Here is a 16,815-nt window from a genome sequence, read left to right as displayed (position 1 = left end):
GGCGAGTTTGGATACTCGCCGGTTTTTCACGGTCATTTAAAGGATGGTGGCTGTCCAAGATCAAATGACGGTGCATTGCCAAGATCATTTGCCGGAGCGTTGGGCAGTTCGATCTTGAAGTTCTCCATGTCGACAGCCACTGCCGGGTCAAGGAAATAGGTGACCATGCCCGGGAAAGCGATCAGCAGACCAACCAGTATCAACTGCAGGACCAGCCATGGAATGGCGCCCATATAGATATCGCTTGTTTTGATCGATTTGGGCGCGATACCTCGCAGGTAGAACAACGCAAAGCCGAAGGGCGGGTGCATGAAGCTTGTCTGCATATTGGCGCAGATCATGACGCCGAACCAGATCAGATCAATGCCCAAGGCACTTGCAGCGGGCGCGAGCAACGGAATGATAATGAAGGCGATCTCGAAGAAGTCGAGAAAGAACGCGATCACGAAGATGAAGATATTGACGAAGATCAGGAAGCCGACAACGCCGCCGGGCAATGATGTCAGCATGCCCTCAATCCAGTGACTACCACCGACCCCCTGGAATACGAGACTGAAAACGCGCGCGCCGAGAAGGATGAAAACAACCATGGCGGTCAGCCGCATGGTCATCGTCATGGCTTCATAGACGAGTTGCCATGTCAGGCGGCTGTTCAGCCATGCCATGAGCATAGCGCCTACCACGCCCATCGCGCCGGCTTCCGTGGGCGTAGCTAGGCCCATGAAGATGGTGCCGAGAACGATGAAGATAAGAGCGAGCGAAGGGATCATGCCGCGTGCGCAACGGATGAAAAGCGGCCAGCCGCGCAATGTACGCGCTTCCGGTGGAAGCGCTGGCACATAATGCGGCTTGATGATGCTGAGGATGAATACCCAGCCGGCAAACAGCAGCACCTGGACGATACTCGCGCCGGTTGCACCGATATACATATCGCCGGGGGATTTGCCGAGCTGGTCGGCAAGAACAATCAGAACCAGCGATGGGGGAATAAGCTGTGTTATTGTTCCTGAGGCAGCGATAACGCCCGTGGCGTGGCGGATGTTATAGCCGTATTTTGCCATGACCGGCAGCGATATGAGGCCCATGGCGATAACCGATGCGGCAACCGTGCCGGTGATAGCGCCAAGGATCGCGCCGACGAGGATTACTGCATAAGACAAGCCACCGCGTACACCGCCGAATAATTGTCCGAAACCGTCGAGCAGGTCTTCAGCAAGGCCGCATCGCTCAAGAATAACGCCCATGAAAGTGAAGAACGGAATGGCGAGGAGCAATTCGTTCGAGAGCACCGAGAACATCTGATAGGTGAGATTGCCCAGAAAGTCTGGACCGATGGCTCCCATTTCAATGGCAATGAATCCGAAGAACAGCCCAACAGCTGCAAGCGAGAAGGCGGCCGGATAGCCGATCACCATAAAGATGATCAGCCCGAAAAACATCAACGGGGCAAGATTGTCAGCGAAAAATGTCATCATTGAACAGGCTTCTCGTAGGCGAATTCACGCACGTAATTGGATGTCAGGGCGAGATAACATTTGATGATTTCGGAAATACCCTGAAGCCCGACAAGCGCAAAGCCGACCGGCAGGCTGAGCTTGACCGGCCAAAGCGGCAGGCCGCCCGAATTTGACGAGGCCTCGTTGGTTACCCACGACAGAACGAACCACGGCCATGTGAAATAGATCATCAGGGCGCAGATCGGCAGGAGAAAGAAAATTCCGCCAAGCAGATCAATCCATGTTCTGGTTCTTTCACTGACCGAACCGTAGACGAGATCAACCCGGACGTGTTCATTCAGCTTGAGTGTCCATGCGCCACCAAGCATGACCATTCCAGCGAAGAGATACCATTGTGCTTCGGAAAGAGAATTGGAGTTGCGGCCATAGACGCCAAGAATGCCGCTGAACAGACCGGCACCGCCGACATTCTGTTCCAGCCAGATTAGGCCGCCAAGGCTATAGCGCAACAATGCGTTGAAGGCGCAGACCAATGAAGCGAAAAGCACGAAGTAAATCGCGACAATGCCTATTCGACGACTGAGTTCGTCGATCCAACCCGTGACAGTCAGCAACGGTGACATTCAGACCCCTCCCATACAGTTACGCAGATCCTCGAATTCCTGCGTCATTCGCTCCCGCGGTTCCTTTGCGGATATCAGCGGGTGTTTTGCGGGCTACAGAGTTAACCCATGGATTCGTACGATGCAATGAGGAATGCCTGAGCGCCGTCAATCAGCGCGTGGTATTGACGACCAGCTCCGCCCGGGTTCCCTTATCCCGCGCTGTATAGTCGATGCCCGTCCCGAGACTTGCGGCCATGGCCTTGACGATACGGGTGCCAAGTCCGGTGCCCTTCGGCTGATCAGTCTGCTGCCAGCCGACGCCATCATCTTCGACTGCCAGCACCGCCTTGTCTTCGCCAGCGCGAAGAAAAGAGATTCTGATCTCACCATTATGGGTGTCAGGATAAGCATATTTATAGGCATTCGTGACAAGTTCCGTCACCACCATTCCCACAGATACAGCCTGATCGGAAGATAGGCGGATATCCTCTACATCAAGCGAGATCGTCAGCTTGTGATCGGCATGTTCCAGTGAACTGCGAAGTTCCGAAGTAAGGCTGGCAAGATACTTGTCCATCTCGACCTGACGCACATCATCGGAACTATAGAGACTGCGATGCATACCTCCAATGGCGGTGATGCGTGCTTGCGCCTCGGTCAAAGCGTGTTTGACCTCTTCGTTGTCGATGCTTGAAATCTGTAGCCTTATCAAAGCGGCGACAAGGGCAAGGCTGTTGCCAACACGATGATTGACCTCTGTAAGCAGCACCTCTGCCCGCTCCTTGCCGCGCAGAATTTCCATATCTGCACGTTCACGGTCGCGCCGCAGTTCTGCTGTTGCAATGGCCTGTGCCACGGCGCTTTCAAGCAGCGGCATAAACTCTTCACCAACAGTCTTGATGACATAGTCGGCAGCGCCTGCCTTCAATGCATCAATTGCGATCTTTGCTTCGCTCGATCCGGTAACGTAGACAACGGGAACAGTTATGCTGTTCTCACGCAGCACTTTCAGAAACTCTGCGCCTGTCGTGTTCTGTAGGTAATGGTCAAGTACGATGGCGTCTATATCGCCCTTGCCGAGAAGTTCCAGCCCGGCGGCAATATTGTCGGCATGGACAACCTCGTAGCCCGAGCGCCCAAGCGCCTTTTGCGCCAGGCGAACAAACGCGGCGTCGTCATCGACATAGAGAATTCGGGCTTGCATGTCTCTCGGATCGTTCAAGGAATTTGCATGACGGAGAAGAAAAGACCGAGCTGCCGGATTGCATTGGCAAAGCTGTCATATTCAACAGGTTTGGTAATATAGACATTCGCCCCGAGATCATAGCACCGCTGAATCTCGCCTTCGTCGTCGGTCGTCGTCAAAATGACAACGGGCAGCCGTTTTGTATGGGGATTTGTCTTGATCTTCTCAAGGATATCAATACCCGACATGTCAGGCAGATTGAGATCGAGCAGGATCAAAAGATAATTGTTCTTGTTGCCTTCGCCCGTGCGCTCCTTGCCGAGGATAAAGTCCAGAGCCGAGGTTCCATCGGTGAACGGCATGATCGGATTATTGACACCGGCCCGCCGCACATTCTTCTCAATGAGACGTGCATGACCCTCGTCATCTTCGATCATAACGATGGTTACTTCTTTGCCCGTACCTTGCACGACTCTAAGCTCCTACTACTTTAGTCAAATCCGAAGGAAGCCGTAGCACAAAGGTACTGCCTTTTCCAATTGCCGATTTTACAGTGATATCTCCGCCCAGATTTCTCACCAGAGAGCGCACATGGGCAAGGCCGATGCCTTCTCCGGGCTTATCCTGCTGACCGGAGCGGCGGAACAACTCAAATACGCGCTCCAGATCATCTTCGGATATGCCCCGGCCATTATCGGAAACCTCAACGCCGATGAACCTGTAACCGTTCTGAAAGGCACGAACGGAAAGCTTCAGGGGACGGTCTTTGCTTGCATATTTGACTGCATTATCGAAAAGATTGCCGAAGATTTGCTCCAGCGACAGCCTGTCCGTGGTGATTTTTGGCATTTTATCCGAGATTTCCACGGTTCCATTAAGTTCCGCCACCTGATGGTTGATGCTGGCGGCGCTGACTTCCAGCAAAGCTTTCAGATCGATTGGCTCTGGTTTCAATTCGCGGCGGCCGTCGCGCGAAATTTTCAGGATAGCGTTGATCAGCCCGTCCATCTTCTTTGTGGATGAGCGAATAAACGAGATTGCTTCGGGCAGGTCCTCACCGGCTGCTTCGCGGGCCAGTTTTACGTCTTCTTCAGTCAATGGCTCGCCGTCAGTCAGAATATAAGGTTGAATTGCCTTGAGGGAGGTTTCAAGCTCGCTGGTAAATCCCATGATGTTCACCAGAGGCGCACGCAGATCGTGCGTTACAATATAGGCGAAACGCTGAATTTCCTGATTGGCACGTATAAGGTCTTCTGTGCGCTCGTTCACACGCGCTTCAAGACCGGTATTAAGCAGTTCGACTTCATTACGTGTCGTCGACAGGTCTCGTACGTGCTGGAAGATGATGAAGATGGCTCCGCCAAGGACCGCAACAATCGCAACGGCACCGATAATGGTTGCGCGTTGCAAAGCTGCTGTAGCACTGGACTGCTCGTCAATGCCCCGTTGCAGGTCGAGTTCCGATTCGACCATGAAAGCGCTCAGAAGTTTTCGGATACCATCCATGGAACGCTGCCCCGCTCCTGCACGCACAACTTCTACAGCCGCCGCCACGTTGCCTTCTTCAGCGAGTTCCAGTGTGCGGTTCAGTTCACCGACTTTTTGAGCAATAAGCTCGTCCAGTTCTGGCAAGCGGGATGAAAACTGCGGGCTGTTTTCAACGCTTTTCCCCAAAGCCTCTCTTCTGGCAGTCAGCGTTGCCAATGCTGTCTTGTAGGGGGTGAGGAAGCTTTCCTCTTGGGAAAGCAGATAGCCGCGCTGGCCTGTTTCAGCGTCCTGCATTGTTGACAACAGATCGGCCGAGCCGCTGCGTATGGCGCGTGCAACAACCACATCGTCAAAACGTTCACGGCTTTCTGCGACCAGCCATATGGTGGAAGCAACAATGCCGAGAAGGATGAGCACTCCGACGGTTAGCATCATGAGAGTGGAACGGGCGAAGGAAATGTTGGTCACGGCCATTTATTGTCTGCCAGTACGGTAAGGCGCCATCAGGCCGGCGCAAAGAAAGACGTTTGTCAGGAATGACCGGAGACGAGCCAATCGTCAACCGTTCAGGACGAGACTTCTCGTTCAACCCGGCTGTGGTGCAGGTTTTGAGGTGCCATAGATAACGTGCAGCACAACCGCGCCAAACACGACGATGCCACCGACCAGCGTGCTGCTGCCGGGGATTTCTCCGAATACGATCCATATCCAGAGAGGCGCAAGCGGTGCATCCAGCGAGCCAATGAGTGCCGTTTCAATGGGGGGAAGAAGCTTTGCACCGAGGGCGAAGAACGCCACGCCAACGGCGGACACCATTAGCCCAAAGAGCGCTATCAAAAACAGGTCATGGCTGGATACAGCAAGAGGATCGCCCAGAGGCCAGCATATTATCGAGCTGAACAGAGCGGACAGGCACGCAGCGGGCATAACAGAGATATCGGGGTGGCGACGGGCGATGATCATCAGAACCGCCATGCCGAGGGTCATGCCAAAGGCAAGAAGGTCGCCGAAAAGCGAGCCTTCGCTACCCAATCCAACCATGATGGATACGCCCGCGAGCGCAGTGACGCTGGCCAGCACAGCCCGAATTTCAGGTTTTTCACCCATGACAAGCCAGCCCAGCGTTGCAGCACAGAACGGGATAGTCGCGTAGATGACGGCAACATGCGCAACGGTTGTTTCCTTGAGCGCAGTTATGAAGAACACCATGCAGATGCCCGACACGGCCACGAAGAACCATCCGGACATGCTCAGCCGAAATATGCTTGCCCATGACCGTTGGCGCTCGGTGAACAAGATCACAATGCCAAGGCCGATGGCTCCGAATATGCCGCGCCAGGATAATATGGTCCAACTGTCCAGCGGAATAACGCGGGTGAACAGACCGGCAAGGCTCCATGCAATTGCGGAGGCCGTAACAAATACCAGTCCGAGTTTGTACGGCGAGATCATTCTCATTCACCTTATAACGCGTCACTGAAACAGTTAGAACTGGCTTTGCGCCGCCATGCAATCAACGTGAGGAGAAAACGCAGCGGCTGCTGACATGCCGGTGTCAGCAGCAATGCCTTGGTTGCTGTTTGTGCTTCGGTCTTGATTGACGAAGCGTGGTGCCGCATAAATGCTGGCAGCCAATTCCGGTCTGATCCCCGCTCACGAAGTCCTGTTGCAAGTCTGAAGGAAGCCGAACCATGTCTTATACAATTATCCCGGAAAAAGGTGTTCTGTTGGGCAGGGCCAAATTGCCGGGTTATGACTATCCGCGTGTCATCACTGTTCGTGAAGGACAAGTCTTCGATATTACCAGCAAGGCAGCACCAACAGTTCGCGATATTGCCGAACTGGAAGATCCGGCAAGTTATGTTGCCCAAGCTGAAGGTGTGAAGATTGGCAATATTGATGCAATTGTAGCAAACAGCTGGACCGCCAAAAGTGATGCGGCGACGCCATCGCTGTTGTCGCCGATTGACCTGCAAGCGGTAAAGGCTTCCGGGGTGACATTCGTGGCCTCTCTGCTTGAGCGTGTCATTGAAGAACAGGCCAAAGGCGACAAAGCAAAAGCCGATTCCCTGCGTTCCGACGTGCTTAATCTGATTGGCGCTGATCTTTCGCAAATTGTCCCCGGCTCACCTGCCGCGATGAAGGTAAAAGAGGCACTGATCGCCCGTGGGGTGTGGAGCCAGTATCTTGAAGTCGGTATTGGGCCGGATGCGGAAATCTTTACCAAGGGCCAGCCAATGTCGACAGTCGGCTATGGTTCAGACGTCGGTCTGCATCCAGTCTCAAGCTGGAACAATCCCGAACCGGAAATCGTGCTTGTCGTATCGAGCGCCGGGAAAATTATTGGTGCCACGCTTGGCAATGACGTTAATCTGCGCGACGTGGAAGGACGTTCGGCGCTGCTTCTCGGTAAGGCCAAGGACAACAATGCCTCGGGTTCTGTCGGGCCATTCATCCGCCTGTTTGACGGAGACTTTACGATAGACACTGTGAAGAATGCTGAGCTGAGCATGCGCGTCGAGGGCACGGATGGTTTCATCCTCGACGGGGCGTCAAATATGGCCAAGATTTCGCGTACGCCGGAATCGCTGGTTGAAGCTACGATTGGGCGGCACCACCAGTATCCGGATGGTTTGGTGCTTTATCTGGGTACCATGTTTGCACCGGTGAAGGACCGCGATGGTCCGGGCAAGGGTTTCACCCACAAGATGGATGACGTGGTGTCCATCTCCACGCCGACCTTGGGTACTTTATCAAACCGCGTGAGGCTTTCGACCGAATGTGCAGCCTGGACCTATGGCGCGAGCCACTTGCTGCGTGATCTCGCCAAGGCGGATTTGCTTTAGATCGTCCAGAAATAGCGGACTATGTGGAAGAAGACCGGTGCAGCAAAAATCAGGCTGTCTGCCCGGTCGAGCATGCCGCCATGGCCTTCAATCATATGGCCCCAATCCTTGACGCCACGGTCGCGCTTGATAGCCGATGCGACAAGGCCGCCAAAAAAGCCCATGACGCAGGCAAGCCCCGCCATCAGGCCCGCCTCAACTACAGTAAATGGTGTGAGCCAGACCAGCGATGCGCCCAGCAAGGATGCGCTGATGATGCCGCCGATCAGCCCTTCCCAAGTCTTGGAGGGGGAGATTTTGGGTGCAACCTTGCGTTTGCCGAAAAGCTTGCCGAAGACATATTGCAGCACATCGCTGCCTTGCACAGTCGCAATCAGGAAGGCGATGAGAAGCAGTCCTTTGCCTTCGAAGCCAGGTATAGGCAAGGTCAGCAGAGCAGGCACATGGCTGATGCAGTATACGGACAGCATGATACCCCATTGCTGTTCGCTGACCCGCTCAAGAAAGCGTTCCGTATCGCCGGAAATTGCGGTCAGTGCAGGCATGGCCAGAAAGCAGTAGACGGGCACAAAAATTGAGTAGAGGCCGTACCATTCAATCCATAGCAGATAATATTGTATGGGGATGATGATCAGAAACATGCCGATAAGAATGCGGTGATCGCCGCGACGTGTATGGGTAAGCGTTACGTATTCGCGTAACGAGGCGAAGGAGACGAAGGCAAAAAGCAGAATGACACCCTGCTTGCCAAAGAGAAAAGCGACTGAAATGCCGCCGATCATGATCCACCACGCCTTGATGCGTGAGTTGAGATTTACCAGTGTTGAGGGCAATACATCTGTTGTGCGCCTGCTTTTCCAGGTAAGCATCGTCGCAATTGCGCTCGCCAGTGTGAGCACACCAAGAAGTCCAAGGAACAGCCAGACTGTTTCAGCCATGATTGAGCACCTTCTGCTGTTCCGGTGAAAGATCGAGCAGTGATTGGCGAGCCCTGCTGAGGAAGTCTTTGCGGTCTTCATCCGGCTCAAGCACGACGGGAGTGCCAAAAACGACACGGCATAGCAGCGGCACCGGCAAAAATGCCCCTTTGGGCAAAACACGGGACATGTTTTCGATCCAGCAGGGGATGAGTTCAACATCCGGTCGCGCCACGGCCAGATTATAGAGACCGGAGCGAAAGCGCAGCAGCGGTTCCTCGGTCATGTTGCGCGTGCCTTCGGGAAAAACAATCAGCGAGCTTCCGTCCGCAAGGGCATCAAGCATGATAACCATGGGATCGTCGGAGCGCTCGATCCAGTTGCGGTCAACCAGAACTGTGTTCAGCAGGTCTTTCGCGAGAATGTGCCGTAACTTGTTGCGCTTCCAATAGTCGGCACCGGCAACAGCGCGGGTTCGCTCGCGTTCTCGTGGCGGCAGGCTGGAAGAAAGCAGGATAAAATCGCCATGGCTGCAGTGATTGGCAAAATAAATGCGCTGACGATCCGAAGGGGAGCTGCCTTGCCATATCGGACGCACACCGGTTACGCCGCGTGCCAGTCCAGCCAGCAGCATGGCGCAGGTTCGTCTCATTAATGCTTTTACGTTCATTGAGGCCCCCACAACCCATAGGTTGTAACTGCAGCGAATAGAACAAGAAAAACACCAAAAGCAAGATGCAGCTTCGCGAGGAGCTGATTTGTTCCGCGCATTCGTGCATCCAGCATGCGGGTGGTTTGCGGAAGTTTGCGCAAATGCAACTGCGCCAGCAAGGTGTCGACCGCGCGGCATCCCTCAGTTTCATCTGCGTGTGAGGCTATCAGTCTGAAAAGGGCGGCATCAAAAAGCATATAGGCGGCGAGGAGCAGTACAAGGAAGCCACTTGCCACTGCAAGAATGCTGCCCCACCAGCTCTCGTGGACCAGCAGCAGAAGTATCATCAGGAAAACAGTGATTATTCCCAGGCTGATGCCTTGAAGCTGGAGGCGCGAGGCGAATGCACTTGCGCGTTCATTCATGCTGCTTCGTCTTATCAACGGACGTGATCATCTCCTCGGTCAGATGAATACGCCTGCCTTTTGCCTTTATCTTCGCGATAGCATCAGCAGGGTTTTTCACATCGCCATAGTGCATGAGCCAAACCGCGACGGCAGCGGCACTACGCTGGAAGCCAAGTGCGCAGCACACGAGGACAGCGCCCTTTTGCCTTGCCTGTTCTATCGCCTCGGCTGCCTTGTGCAGTTCTGTGTGCTGCGGCGTAACGAGGTCGAGGAGCGGGTATGCCTGCCAATTGGTGTCAAAGCCAAGCGGCTTTGCCAATTCAGCGGTAAGATCGATGATCGTTGCAAATCCGGTCTGTTCAGTTGCTCGCGGCAAGCGGCCAAGATGCACATTCTTTCCTATTGCAACCGAAGCAGGAAGCTTGTGCGTCCAGATGCGGCTGTTGATGACCGCTCCCAGGCGATAAGGTGCGAGCAACCATCTGCTGGCAAAGGAAATCGTACCATCAGTGTTTTTCTGGAAGATGGCTGATCCTGCAGCAAAATAGCCCAACGATACGATTGTCAGCGCAAGCGCTGGCCACAGGCAGAAAAGGAACACTGCAGATGTAGCTGTTCCGATTATAGCCGCGAGCAGAAAAATCAGGCCGCCAGCTGCATAGCAGATGCCGATGCGCCGGGCTTTCAGGTCGCTGGTGAACCGGGACCCTGCCAAGGATGAGGGAGCATGCGCTGGAAACAGCCAGAGAGCGAAGAGCCCCAGAAGCAGGCCTGTAGGGATATCGATAAAATGATGCTGATAGGTCGTAAGGACTGAGATGCCGATGAGCGCGCACCAGATATGCCAAACCAAGCGGAGGATTCCAGGCAGGCGAGCGCGCCAGTGCGACCAGATAATCGTCAAAAGGGCGATATGCAATGATGGTGCCTGATTGAAAGGCTTGTCAAAGCCGCCAAGCATATCGAAGAGGAAACCAGCTGCGCCGCTGGTGGGTGGCTTCTGAAATATTGCTGTCAGCGGAAATGCGACGAAGCAGGCAACCGCAACGATCTGGGCTGTGAGATAGCGCTTTGCCAAACGGTCAACTTCGATGGTTGAATTGTTGTAAAACAATGAAAGGCCATAGAAAAGATTGATCGACCAGTATGGAAAGATCGTCCATGCAATAAAGGGAATCGCGTGTTCCCAGGCAAAGGTGATGTTGGCAACATTGGCGCGCTGCGACGCCAGCCAGTTGGCTGTGCCGTAACTGATATAAAAGAGTGGCGCCAGACAGATCAGCCAGGTCAGAGCCCGTTTGGCGACACGCTGATCAAACCGCCATTCTCCGATTGGTTCGATTACTTTTTCCTTCATGTGCGCTCAGCGATGGAAACTGTAAATATGCCCCATTCATCGACAAGCTGATCAATCTTGCGGAAACCAGCTGCGGCGACCAATTGATCCATCTCGGCTTGCGTGCGGCGGCGCATGACCCAAGCCTCCCCACCGCGATGGGAGGTGAGCGCCCGTGCAATCATTTCAAGCTGCGGATGCCAAGGCTGATTGGTGTAGATGAGCAGGCTTCCTGTTTGCATGGATTTGGCGAGTCCACTTAAGGAGCGTTCAATAAGGCCATTATCCGGGAAGAGTTCATAAAGCCCGGAGACGATTGCGAGATCCGGGGCAGGTTGGATTGCCGCAAGCTTTTCACCATCAAATGCGTCGGCCTGATGGAAACTGACGGTTGCTTCGAGCTTGCGCTCGGCAATCGACTTACGTCCTGCATCGACATTGATGGGTGAATAGTCCTGTAGGCGTACACTCGCGGGTTTCACATCGGACTTTGCAATCGCGTCGAGCACATAGCGACCGTGACCGGCAGCAATGTCGAGCATATTTGTGGTTCGACCTGCGTCCTGCAGTTTGGCTAAAGCAAAAGCGATAAATTCTTCCAGATGGACTTTGCGCTGGCGAATACCACGCCAGCCAATGGCCTGCAGGAATTGCTTGTCGATGAGTTTGCCACCCGGGCCCATACCGCGGGGTTCATTTTCATAGACGTAATCGAGGGTTGAGCCAGAATCGAAGCCTGTATCAATGCCTGTTTTCAACCCTTTCGAGAAAAGAGCGCTGAAGCGGATGGACGCACGATAGATGGCCCAATAGAGTCCCTTCAACGACAAGAGGTCATGTGGAGACGAGAGCTTATCCTGCTCGTCGCGGGTAAAGCCTGTCTGATGGGCTTTCGTAACGTCAAGTGAACCCGCTTTTGTATCAAAGCGTTCAAGAATGAACCGCCGGGCATGTGCAACGGCAATTGCGCGGTCCTTCTCGCCCAAAGTGTCGTGATAAAAACCCTTCAGAATATGGCGCTCCTTCAGGGGGTGAGCCAGATTCTCATAAAACCGATGCTGCGGACCATGACGCACGACCCAATCGCTGCCCGAGATAAGAACTTGCGTAGGCACGGTGATCGCGCGCGCATCGTCAACCACCCGTTCGGCAGTTGTATAAAGATCAAGCAGGATGTTCGAGGCAATGGCACGTGTGATGAGAGGATCGCTATCGAAGGAAGCTATGCGTGCCGGATCATGGGTAAGAAACCTGGCTTTGACGTAGGAGTTTACGAAGAACTTTCCTTTGAGCTTTTGCCATAGCCAGATACCCTCACGTGCCAAAGGCACGTAGAGTTTTACGCTGAACGCCGGCGAAGCAAGCACGAGCGCACGGATCGGTGGTGCATAATCATGTACCCAAGCGGCAGCAAGCACGGCACCCACTGACTGGGCGATAACGGCGATATCTTCGACTGCAAAACCGCCTGTGTCGCGGATATGTTTTACGAAACTGTCGAGATCGCGAACAGAGGCCGCAAAGGATGGAGAGTAGCCACGCTCTCCGGGGGAGCGGCCATGGCCGCGGGCATCCCATGCGTAAAATGAAAAATCGCTCAGGCCAAGCTCTTCCACCAGGTGAGCAACACGGCCACCATGCTCGTGTCCGCGGTGCAGGAGAATGACGGCGCCTTTTGGCTTGCCGGATTTTGCAGGCCATTCGCGATAAAAAAGTTCCGTTCCATCATGAGTGCGGAAGGTATTTTCACGCACTGTTTCTGTTGCAGGATGGTGAGGTAGCTCGGACATGGGATTGCTCCAGCAGCAGATGATTTCAGGAATTGGCGCGGCGAAGGCCAGCCCGGATTCGATTGATCGCCGTATAGACAGATAAAGCCGCCATGACAGGAAATATCCAGCCGAACCACGAGGGTAAAACAAGACCGCTGCCGATCAGTGCGGCAATGATCCCGAGCGCCAAAGCGCGGTCGCTCTTGCCGAAGGGGCCATCATAGCCTCGCCCGCCGCCTGCCATGACGCCGAGGACGCCGGTATATTCAGCGACGATCGCTGTTATGGCGAATGCAACAACCCCGGATGTTCCGAAAGGTGAAACCAGTGCAAACGGGAGAATGAGCGTCACGTCGGAAATGATATCTCCGACCTCGTTCAGATATGCGCCAAGCTTTGATGCCTGCGCAAATTCGCGTGCCATCATTCCATCGATTGCATTCAGCGCCATGCGCACAAAAAGCACCACCGGCAACAGCCAGAACAGTGCTGTGTTTTCAGGGAACAGCGCAATCAAAATCCCTGCGACCACCGAAATGACAGTCGCAGTTACAGTAACCTGATTCGCAGTTGCGCCAATGGCGACGAGTTTTCCAACCAAGGGGCGGAGTAAATTCTGAAAGGCCGGTTTGATCGAATAAAGCGTTGGCATGTATTCACCCCCAATGATTGCGCCAAATACACCGATTCAACTGCTTGTAGTAGAGAATCCGATCCGAGCCAGTCTATTTGCATAAGATAATTGTTTTGAAGATGAAATAACTTCGTTTAGGGGCTTGCAACAATATTTTCTTAAGGGAGTTTAATCAGGATGAGGTGCACAGGCACCAGCAGAGAAAAAACAGAAAATACAATGGCTCCAGCAAGATCAGAGCGGGACTTCCAAAGCATTGTGCGCAGGCTTGAGCTGGCGCTTGATGCGTCTCAGATTGGAGTTTGGGAGCACAATATAGACACCGATGAAATGCTCTGGGATGGTCAGATGCATCGGCTCTATGCAACGGGTGAAACATCACGAGCGGTAACGCCTTCGCACTGGCTTGGAGCGATACATCCCTGCGACAAGGAAAGAGCGGCAGATGAGTTCAGGCAGGCGATCGCAGGCAAGGAAAACTACTCCTCGCAGTATCGCATTATCCGCCCCAATGGCGATGTTCGCTATTTCAGGTCGAGAGCACATCGATATGAGGACACTACCGGCATAACCTATATAGGAGCAGAATGGGATATCACCGCGGATGTTCTCTTAAGCCAGGAACTGTCGGATCAAAAAACCATTGCGGAGGCACGCGCGGTTGCCCTGGAATCAAGCACAGCGCAGATTGCGCATGCTGCCGATCATGACTATCTGACCGGGCTGCCGAACAGGCGGTTTTTTCAAAAAAAATTCAGGGAGTTATCGGATAATAACAAAGAGCGGCTGGCAATCCTCCATATTGATCTCGATTATTTCAAACAGGTCAACGATACGGCGGGGCATGCTGCCGGAGATGTGGTTTTGAAATCCGCTGCCCATATGATTGCTTCCGCTGTTCCGGAAAATGGTTTCGTTGCGCGCATGGGTGGGGACGAGTTCGTTGTTCTACTTTCTGATTTCGGATCCCTTGCGGAACTGGAAATGGTGGCTCAGCACATTGTTCGGCTGATGAAACAGGGTGTCACCTTTGGTGAGAGTCTTTTGCAGATAAGTGCTTCTATCGGCGTGGCTTGGGTAGATGATGAGAGTGCTACAAATCTGCTGGCAGAGTCCGAGATGGCTCTTACGCGCGCCAAAAAGCAGGGCCGCAATCGTGTTGAATTTTTTACGCCTCATTTAAAGGCCGATTTTTCTCGAGAAAGGCAGGTTGCGGAGCGTGCGAAATCCGGCCTCGATAGGGATGAATTCATTGCGTATTATCAGGTGCAGGTCGACGCCCGCAGCAAACGGATTGTCGGTATGGAGGCGCTCGCCCGCTGGCAGCATCCCGAGCGAGGCATTTTGCAGCCAATCAGTTTTCTGAACATATTATCCTCTCAAGGGTTGCTGGCAGAACTTGATGCGGCAATTCTCCGCGCCGTATTGCGCGATAGGCAGGTATGGGAGAAGCTCGGGTTAAAAATCCCTCGAATTGCGGTGAATACGTCTGCATCTCGATTGTCTGACCCCTCCCTGCCGGAGCAATTGCGGGCATTGCACGTAACCCCCAATATTCTGTCGTTTGAACTGCTGGAAACGGTCTTTCTGGATGAAATCGAAGACGGTGTTCTTGGTAATATTGTTGCACTGGAACAAATGGGAATTGATATCGAAGTGGACGACTTCGGATCCGGTCATGCCTCGATTATCGGTCTGTTGAAGATCAAGCCCAAGCGGTTGAAAATTGACAGGCGGCTCGTGACACCAATTACGACATCACGAGAACAGCGTGTTCTTGTCAGGTCGATTGTGGAGATAGGAAAAGCATTGGGAATCGGCGTGATTGCTGAAGGCGTCGAGACATCCGAACATGCAAAACTTTTGCGACGCCTGGGTTGCGATACGCTTCAGGGGCACACCATTGCTTACCCTGTCTCTGCGGATGACATGCAGATACTTCTGGCCAATGATCAACGCATTCTTGTCTGATTTTACGGACAGCTAAAATTCAATGCCGGATTGTGGAGTCGTTCTTTGGCAGCGAGGGCTTGAATGCGAACGGTTTATGAAAGTAGCCTTGTATCGCTAGATGGCCTAATTCCCGATTTGCAGCCAGTGCCGCAAGCTCGTCCGCGTTGTGAACACCACTATCAAAAAGCGCCATTACCGTTCTGGCTAGGGCGTTGCACCGGGGGTGCGTTTTAGGGCACCTATCAAGCATCAGTGACGCTTTGTTGTGTGCACGTTGCATGACCTCCCAGTCACTGGTGGCAAAGATACGTCTATCTCTATCTAACAATGCCATTACACGCCTCCATTGTTGGGCGCGAGCACATTGAGGTGGACACGAACGATGTCCCAATGCTCGGCAATCTGGCAAAATCTAAGCGCATTTTCCTGAGTGCTGCAAATCGCATTTAATTTACCTTGCCTTCACGGCACTTACCGCATTGCAAAATTTTTTGCTTCAACACAAAATCTGGCACGGCTCATTTATCCGCTTAGATTGCGGCTTTCTCAAGCAGGCGCATAAGACCGGTTTCTGGTCCCGTAAGCCCTTTTCTGAAAGGCGCACGAAGCAGGGAACGATCAAGTTCGCCGGCAAAGAAGCTGTCTGTAATGAGTGGATGCACATAGCTCGAACGGGTTACAGCAGGTGTATTGCGCAGGAATTCGCTGACATCACGCATGGCTGCTGCCACGGCGCGCTTCTTCTGCGTGTCCGTTTCCGCCTCAACACCCGCCAGAAATGCAAGCGCACGCGCCGATCCATGGAACGTTCGAAAATCCTTGGCGCTGACCTTTGAGCCGGAAACCTCGCGAAGGTAATCGTTGAGCTCCTGAGCATGGAGACTGCGCCAGCGCCGCTTATCCTTGTACTGAAACAGGCGTCCGCGTCTTTTGAGTGTTTTCAAGCGGGTAACGGCGGATCGATCCGTGATCGAAATCTCATTCTTTTTCTTGGATTTTCCCGCGAAAACGAAGTTGGCAACATTGCCATTGATCTTAAGATCACTGCTCTTGAGAGTAGCGATACCTCGCCCGCCATCCTTTGCGTATTTTTCATGTCCGGCACGAAAAGCTTTTTTGTCGATGAGCTTCACGGCAAGTGCTGCGAGTGGTCTGCTTGACGTGGGCGGACGTTGAATATCCCGCGCGATGCGCTTGCGGATGCTCGGTAAAGCTTTGCCGAACGCCAGCAGCCGATGGGTCTTCATGCTGTTGCGAACAGCTTCCCAATTGGGATGGTAAATATACTGACGCCGTCCGAGATCATCGTAACCGACGGCCTGAATATGCCCGCAATCATCGTCGCTGCACAGTACGCTGGTCCACGCGGGAGGAATAACAAGGGCTACGATACGGTCAGTATGCTTTTTTGCAGCTGGTCGGCCATCGATGCGAAGATAGCGCACACCCTTCTTGGTTGTCTCACGCTTTAATGTAAAACTTTCCGGGTCGACCAGCTTCAATCCAAGTTTTTTAGCGTAGTGGGCGTGGTCAAGTTGCATATATGGTTCCTCATCGCGAAC

At 53.5% G+C, this 16,815-nt stretch carries 15 protein-coding genes; 2 read left to right on the top strand and 13 right to left on the bottom strand.

Going from position 1 to position 16,815, the window contains the following annotated elements:
- Nucleotides 1-32 precede the first annotated feature (32 nt).
- The 6 genes from PMI41_RS20835 to PMI41_RS20810 all read right to left on the bottom strand — a co-directional run bounded on the left by PMI41_RS20835 (nucleotide 33) and on the right by PMI41_RS20810 (nucleotide 6,188).
- Nucleotides 33-1,475: a TRAP transporter large permease subunit gene (locus PMI41_RS20835; RefSeq protein WP_008128166.1), complete on the bottom strand. Its 1,443-nt coding sequence runs from the start codon at nucleotides 1,473-1,475 to the stop codon at nucleotides 33-35.
- On the bottom strand, nucleotides 1,472-2,080 hold the full coding sequence (locus PMI41_RS20830; protein WP_008128165.1) for a TRAP transporter small permease subunit: 609 nt from the start codon (nucleotides 2,078-2,080) through the stop codon (nucleotides 1,472-1,474). The genes PMI41_RS20835 and PMI41_RS20830 overlap by 4 nt, the downstream gene beginning before the upstream one ends.
- Before the next feature lie 151 nt (nucleotides 2,081-2,231).
- Nucleotides 2,232-3,284, bottom strand: coding sequence for a histidine kinase dimerization/phosphoacceptor domain -containing protein (locus PMI41_RS20825; RefSeq protein WP_348225808.1), 1,053 nt, complete (start codon nucleotides 3,282-3,284; stop codon nucleotides 2,232-2,234).
- Entirely contained in the window at nucleotides 3,281-3,718 is a 438-nt protein-coding gene (locus PMI41_RS20820) for a response regulator (protein WP_008128162.1), read from the bottom strand. Before PMI41_RS20820 ends, PMI41_RS20825 begins: the two co-directional genes overlap by 4 nt.
- A 4-nt stretch (nucleotides 3,719-3,722) precedes the next feature.
- Entirely contained in the window at nucleotides 3,723-5,210 is a 1,488-nt protein-coding gene (locus tag PMI41_RS20815) for a CHASE3 domain-containing protein (protein WP_008128160.1), read from the bottom strand.
- Between the two features lie 111 nt (nucleotides 5,211-5,321).
- Nucleotides 5,322-6,188 carry a DMT family transporter gene (locus PMI41_RS20810; RefSeq protein WP_008128155.1) on the bottom strand — a complete coding sequence of 289 codons (867 nt, stop codon included), beginning with the start codon at nucleotides 6,186-6,188 and terminating at the stop codon, nucleotides 5,322-5,324.
- 239 nt (nucleotides 6,189-6,427) lie between these two features.
- On the opposite strand from PMI41_RS20810, the gene PMI41_RS20805 reads away from it, so the two are divergent.
- Nucleotides 6,428-7,582 (top strand): fumarylacetoacetate hydrolase family protein, encoded by a 1,155-nt coding sequence (locus PMI41_RS20805; protein WP_008128154.1) that lies wholly within the window; start codon nucleotides 6,428-6,430, stop codon nucleotides 7,580-7,582.
- Here PMI41_RS20805 and PMI41_RS20800 read toward each other — a convergent pair.
- From PMI41_RS20800 to PMI41_RS20775, 6 genes are read right to left on the bottom strand one after another with little or no spacing between them, the layout of a single operon-like run.
- A complete protein-coding gene (locus tag PMI41_RS20800) occupies nucleotides 7,579-8,520 on the bottom strand; it encodes a phosphatidate cytidylyltransferase (RefSeq protein ID WP_008128153.1) in 942 nt (313 codons plus the stop codon). The two genes, PMI41_RS20805 and PMI41_RS20800, sit on opposite strands and share 4 nt — an antisense overlap.
- A complete protein-coding gene (locus PMI41_RS20795; protein ID WP_008128151.1) occupies nucleotides 8,513-9,169 on the bottom strand; it encodes a lysophospholipid acyltransferase family protein in 657 nt (218 codons plus the stop codon). Before PMI41_RS20795 ends, PMI41_RS20800 begins: the two co-directional genes overlap by 8 nt.
- The gene (locus PMI41_RS20790; RefSeq protein WP_008128150.1) at nucleotides 9,166-9,576 is read right to left on the bottom strand and encodes a hypothetical protein; all 411 of its coding nucleotides are present in this window, start codon (nucleotides 9,574-9,576) and stop codon (nucleotides 9,166-9,168) included. Before PMI41_RS20790 ends, PMI41_RS20795 begins: the two co-directional genes overlap by 4 nt.
- Entirely contained in the window at nucleotides 9,569-10,915 is a 1,347-nt protein-coding gene (locus PMI41_RS20785) for a phosphatase PAP2/dual specificity phosphatase family protein (RefSeq protein WP_008128149.1), read from the bottom strand. Before PMI41_RS20785 ends, PMI41_RS20790 begins: the two co-directional genes overlap by 8 nt.
- Nucleotides 10,912-12,684: a bifunctional alpha/beta hydrolase/class I SAM-dependent methyltransferase gene (locus PMI41_RS20780; protein WP_008128148.1), complete on the bottom strand. Its 1,773-nt coding sequence runs from the start codon at nucleotides 12,682-12,684 to the stop codon at nucleotides 10,912-10,914. The genes PMI41_RS20785 and PMI41_RS20780 overlap by 4 nt, the downstream gene beginning before the upstream one ends.
- 25 nt (nucleotides 12,685-12,709) lie before the next feature.
- Entirely contained in the window at nucleotides 12,710-13,318 is a 609-nt protein-coding gene (locus tag PMI41_RS20775; RefSeq protein ID WP_008128147.1) for a CDP-alcohol phosphatidyltransferase family protein, read from the bottom strand.
- 201 nt (nucleotides 13,319-13,519) lie between these two features.
- On the opposite strand from PMI41_RS20775, the gene PMI41_RS20770 reads away from it, so the two are divergent.
- Nucleotides 13,520-15,271 carry an EAL domain-containing protein gene (locus PMI41_RS20770; RefSeq protein ID WP_157179453.1) on the top strand — a complete coding sequence of 584 codons (1,752 nt, stop codon included), beginning with the start codon at nucleotides 13,520-13,522 and terminating at the stop codon, nucleotides 15,269-15,271.
- Nucleotides 15,272-15,783: 512 nt separating this feature from the next.
- Here PMI41_RS20770 and PMI41_RS20760 read toward each other — a convergent pair.
- Complete coding sequence (locus PMI41_RS20760; protein WP_008128143.1) at nucleotides 15,784-16,794, bottom strand: DNA topoisomerase IB; 1,011 nt, start codon at nucleotides 16,792-16,794, stop codon at nucleotides 15,784-15,786.
- Nucleotides 16,795-16,815 lie beyond the last annotated feature (21 nt).

The organism is Phyllobacterium sp. YR531 (assembly GCF_000282595.1).
Lineage (GTDB): Bacteria > Pseudomonadota > Alphaproteobacteria > Rhizobiales > Rhizobiaceae > Phyllobacterium.
Note: the sequence above shows the minus strand (reverse complement) of the source record. Positions and strands in the feature narration are given on the sequence as shown.

Coding starts and splice junctions, on each gene's coding strand:
- PMI41_RS20835 (WP_008128166.1), bottom strand. CDS start 1,475: ATGATGACATTTTTCGCTGACAATCTTGCCCCGTTGATGTTTTTCGGG.
- PMI41_RS20830 (WP_008128165.1), bottom strand. CDS start 2,080: ATGTCACCGTTGCTGACTGTCACGGGTTGGATCGACGAACTCAGTCGT.
- PMI41_RS20815 (WP_008128160.1), bottom strand. CDS start 5,210: ATGGCCGTGACCAACATTTCCTTCGCCCGTTCCACTCTCATGATGCTA.
- PMI41_RS20810 (WP_008128155.1), bottom strand. CDS start 6,188: ATGATCTCGCCGTACAAACTCGGACTGGTATTTGTTACGGCCTCCGCA.
- PMI41_RS20805 (WP_008128154.1), top strand. CDS start 6,428: ATGTCTTATACAATTATCCCGGAAAAAGGTGTTCTGTTGGGCAGGGCC.
- PMI41_RS20800 (WP_008128153.1), bottom strand. CDS start 8,520: ATGGCTGAAACAGTCTGGCTGTTCCTTGGACTTCTTGGTGTGCTCACA.
- PMI41_RS20795 (WP_008128151.1), bottom strand. CDS start 9,169: ATGAACGTAAAAGCATTAATGAGACGAACCTGCGCCATGCTGCTGGCT.
- PMI41_RS20790 (WP_008128150.1), bottom strand. CDS start 9,576: ATGAATGAACGCGCAAGTGCATTCGCCTCGCGCCTCCAGCTTCAAGGC.
- PMI41_RS20785 (WP_008128149.1), bottom strand. CDS start 10,915: ATGAAGGAAAAAGTAATCGAACCAATCGGAGAATGGCGGTTTGATCAG.
- PMI41_RS20780 (WP_008128148.1), bottom strand. CDS start 12,684: ATGTCCGAGCTACCTCACCATCCTGCAACAGAAACAGTGCGTGAAAAT.
- PMI41_RS20775 (WP_008128147.1), bottom strand. CDS start 13,318: ATGCCAACGCTTTATTCGATCAAACCGGCCTTTCAGAATTTACTCCGC.
- PMI41_RS20770 (WP_157179453.1), top strand. CDS start 13,520: ATGGCTCCAGCAAGATCAGAGCGGGACTTCCAAAGCATTGTGCGCAGG.
- PMI41_RS20760 (WP_008128143.1), bottom strand. CDS start 16,794: ATGCAACTTGACCACGCCCACTACGCTAAAAAACTTGGATTGAAGCTG.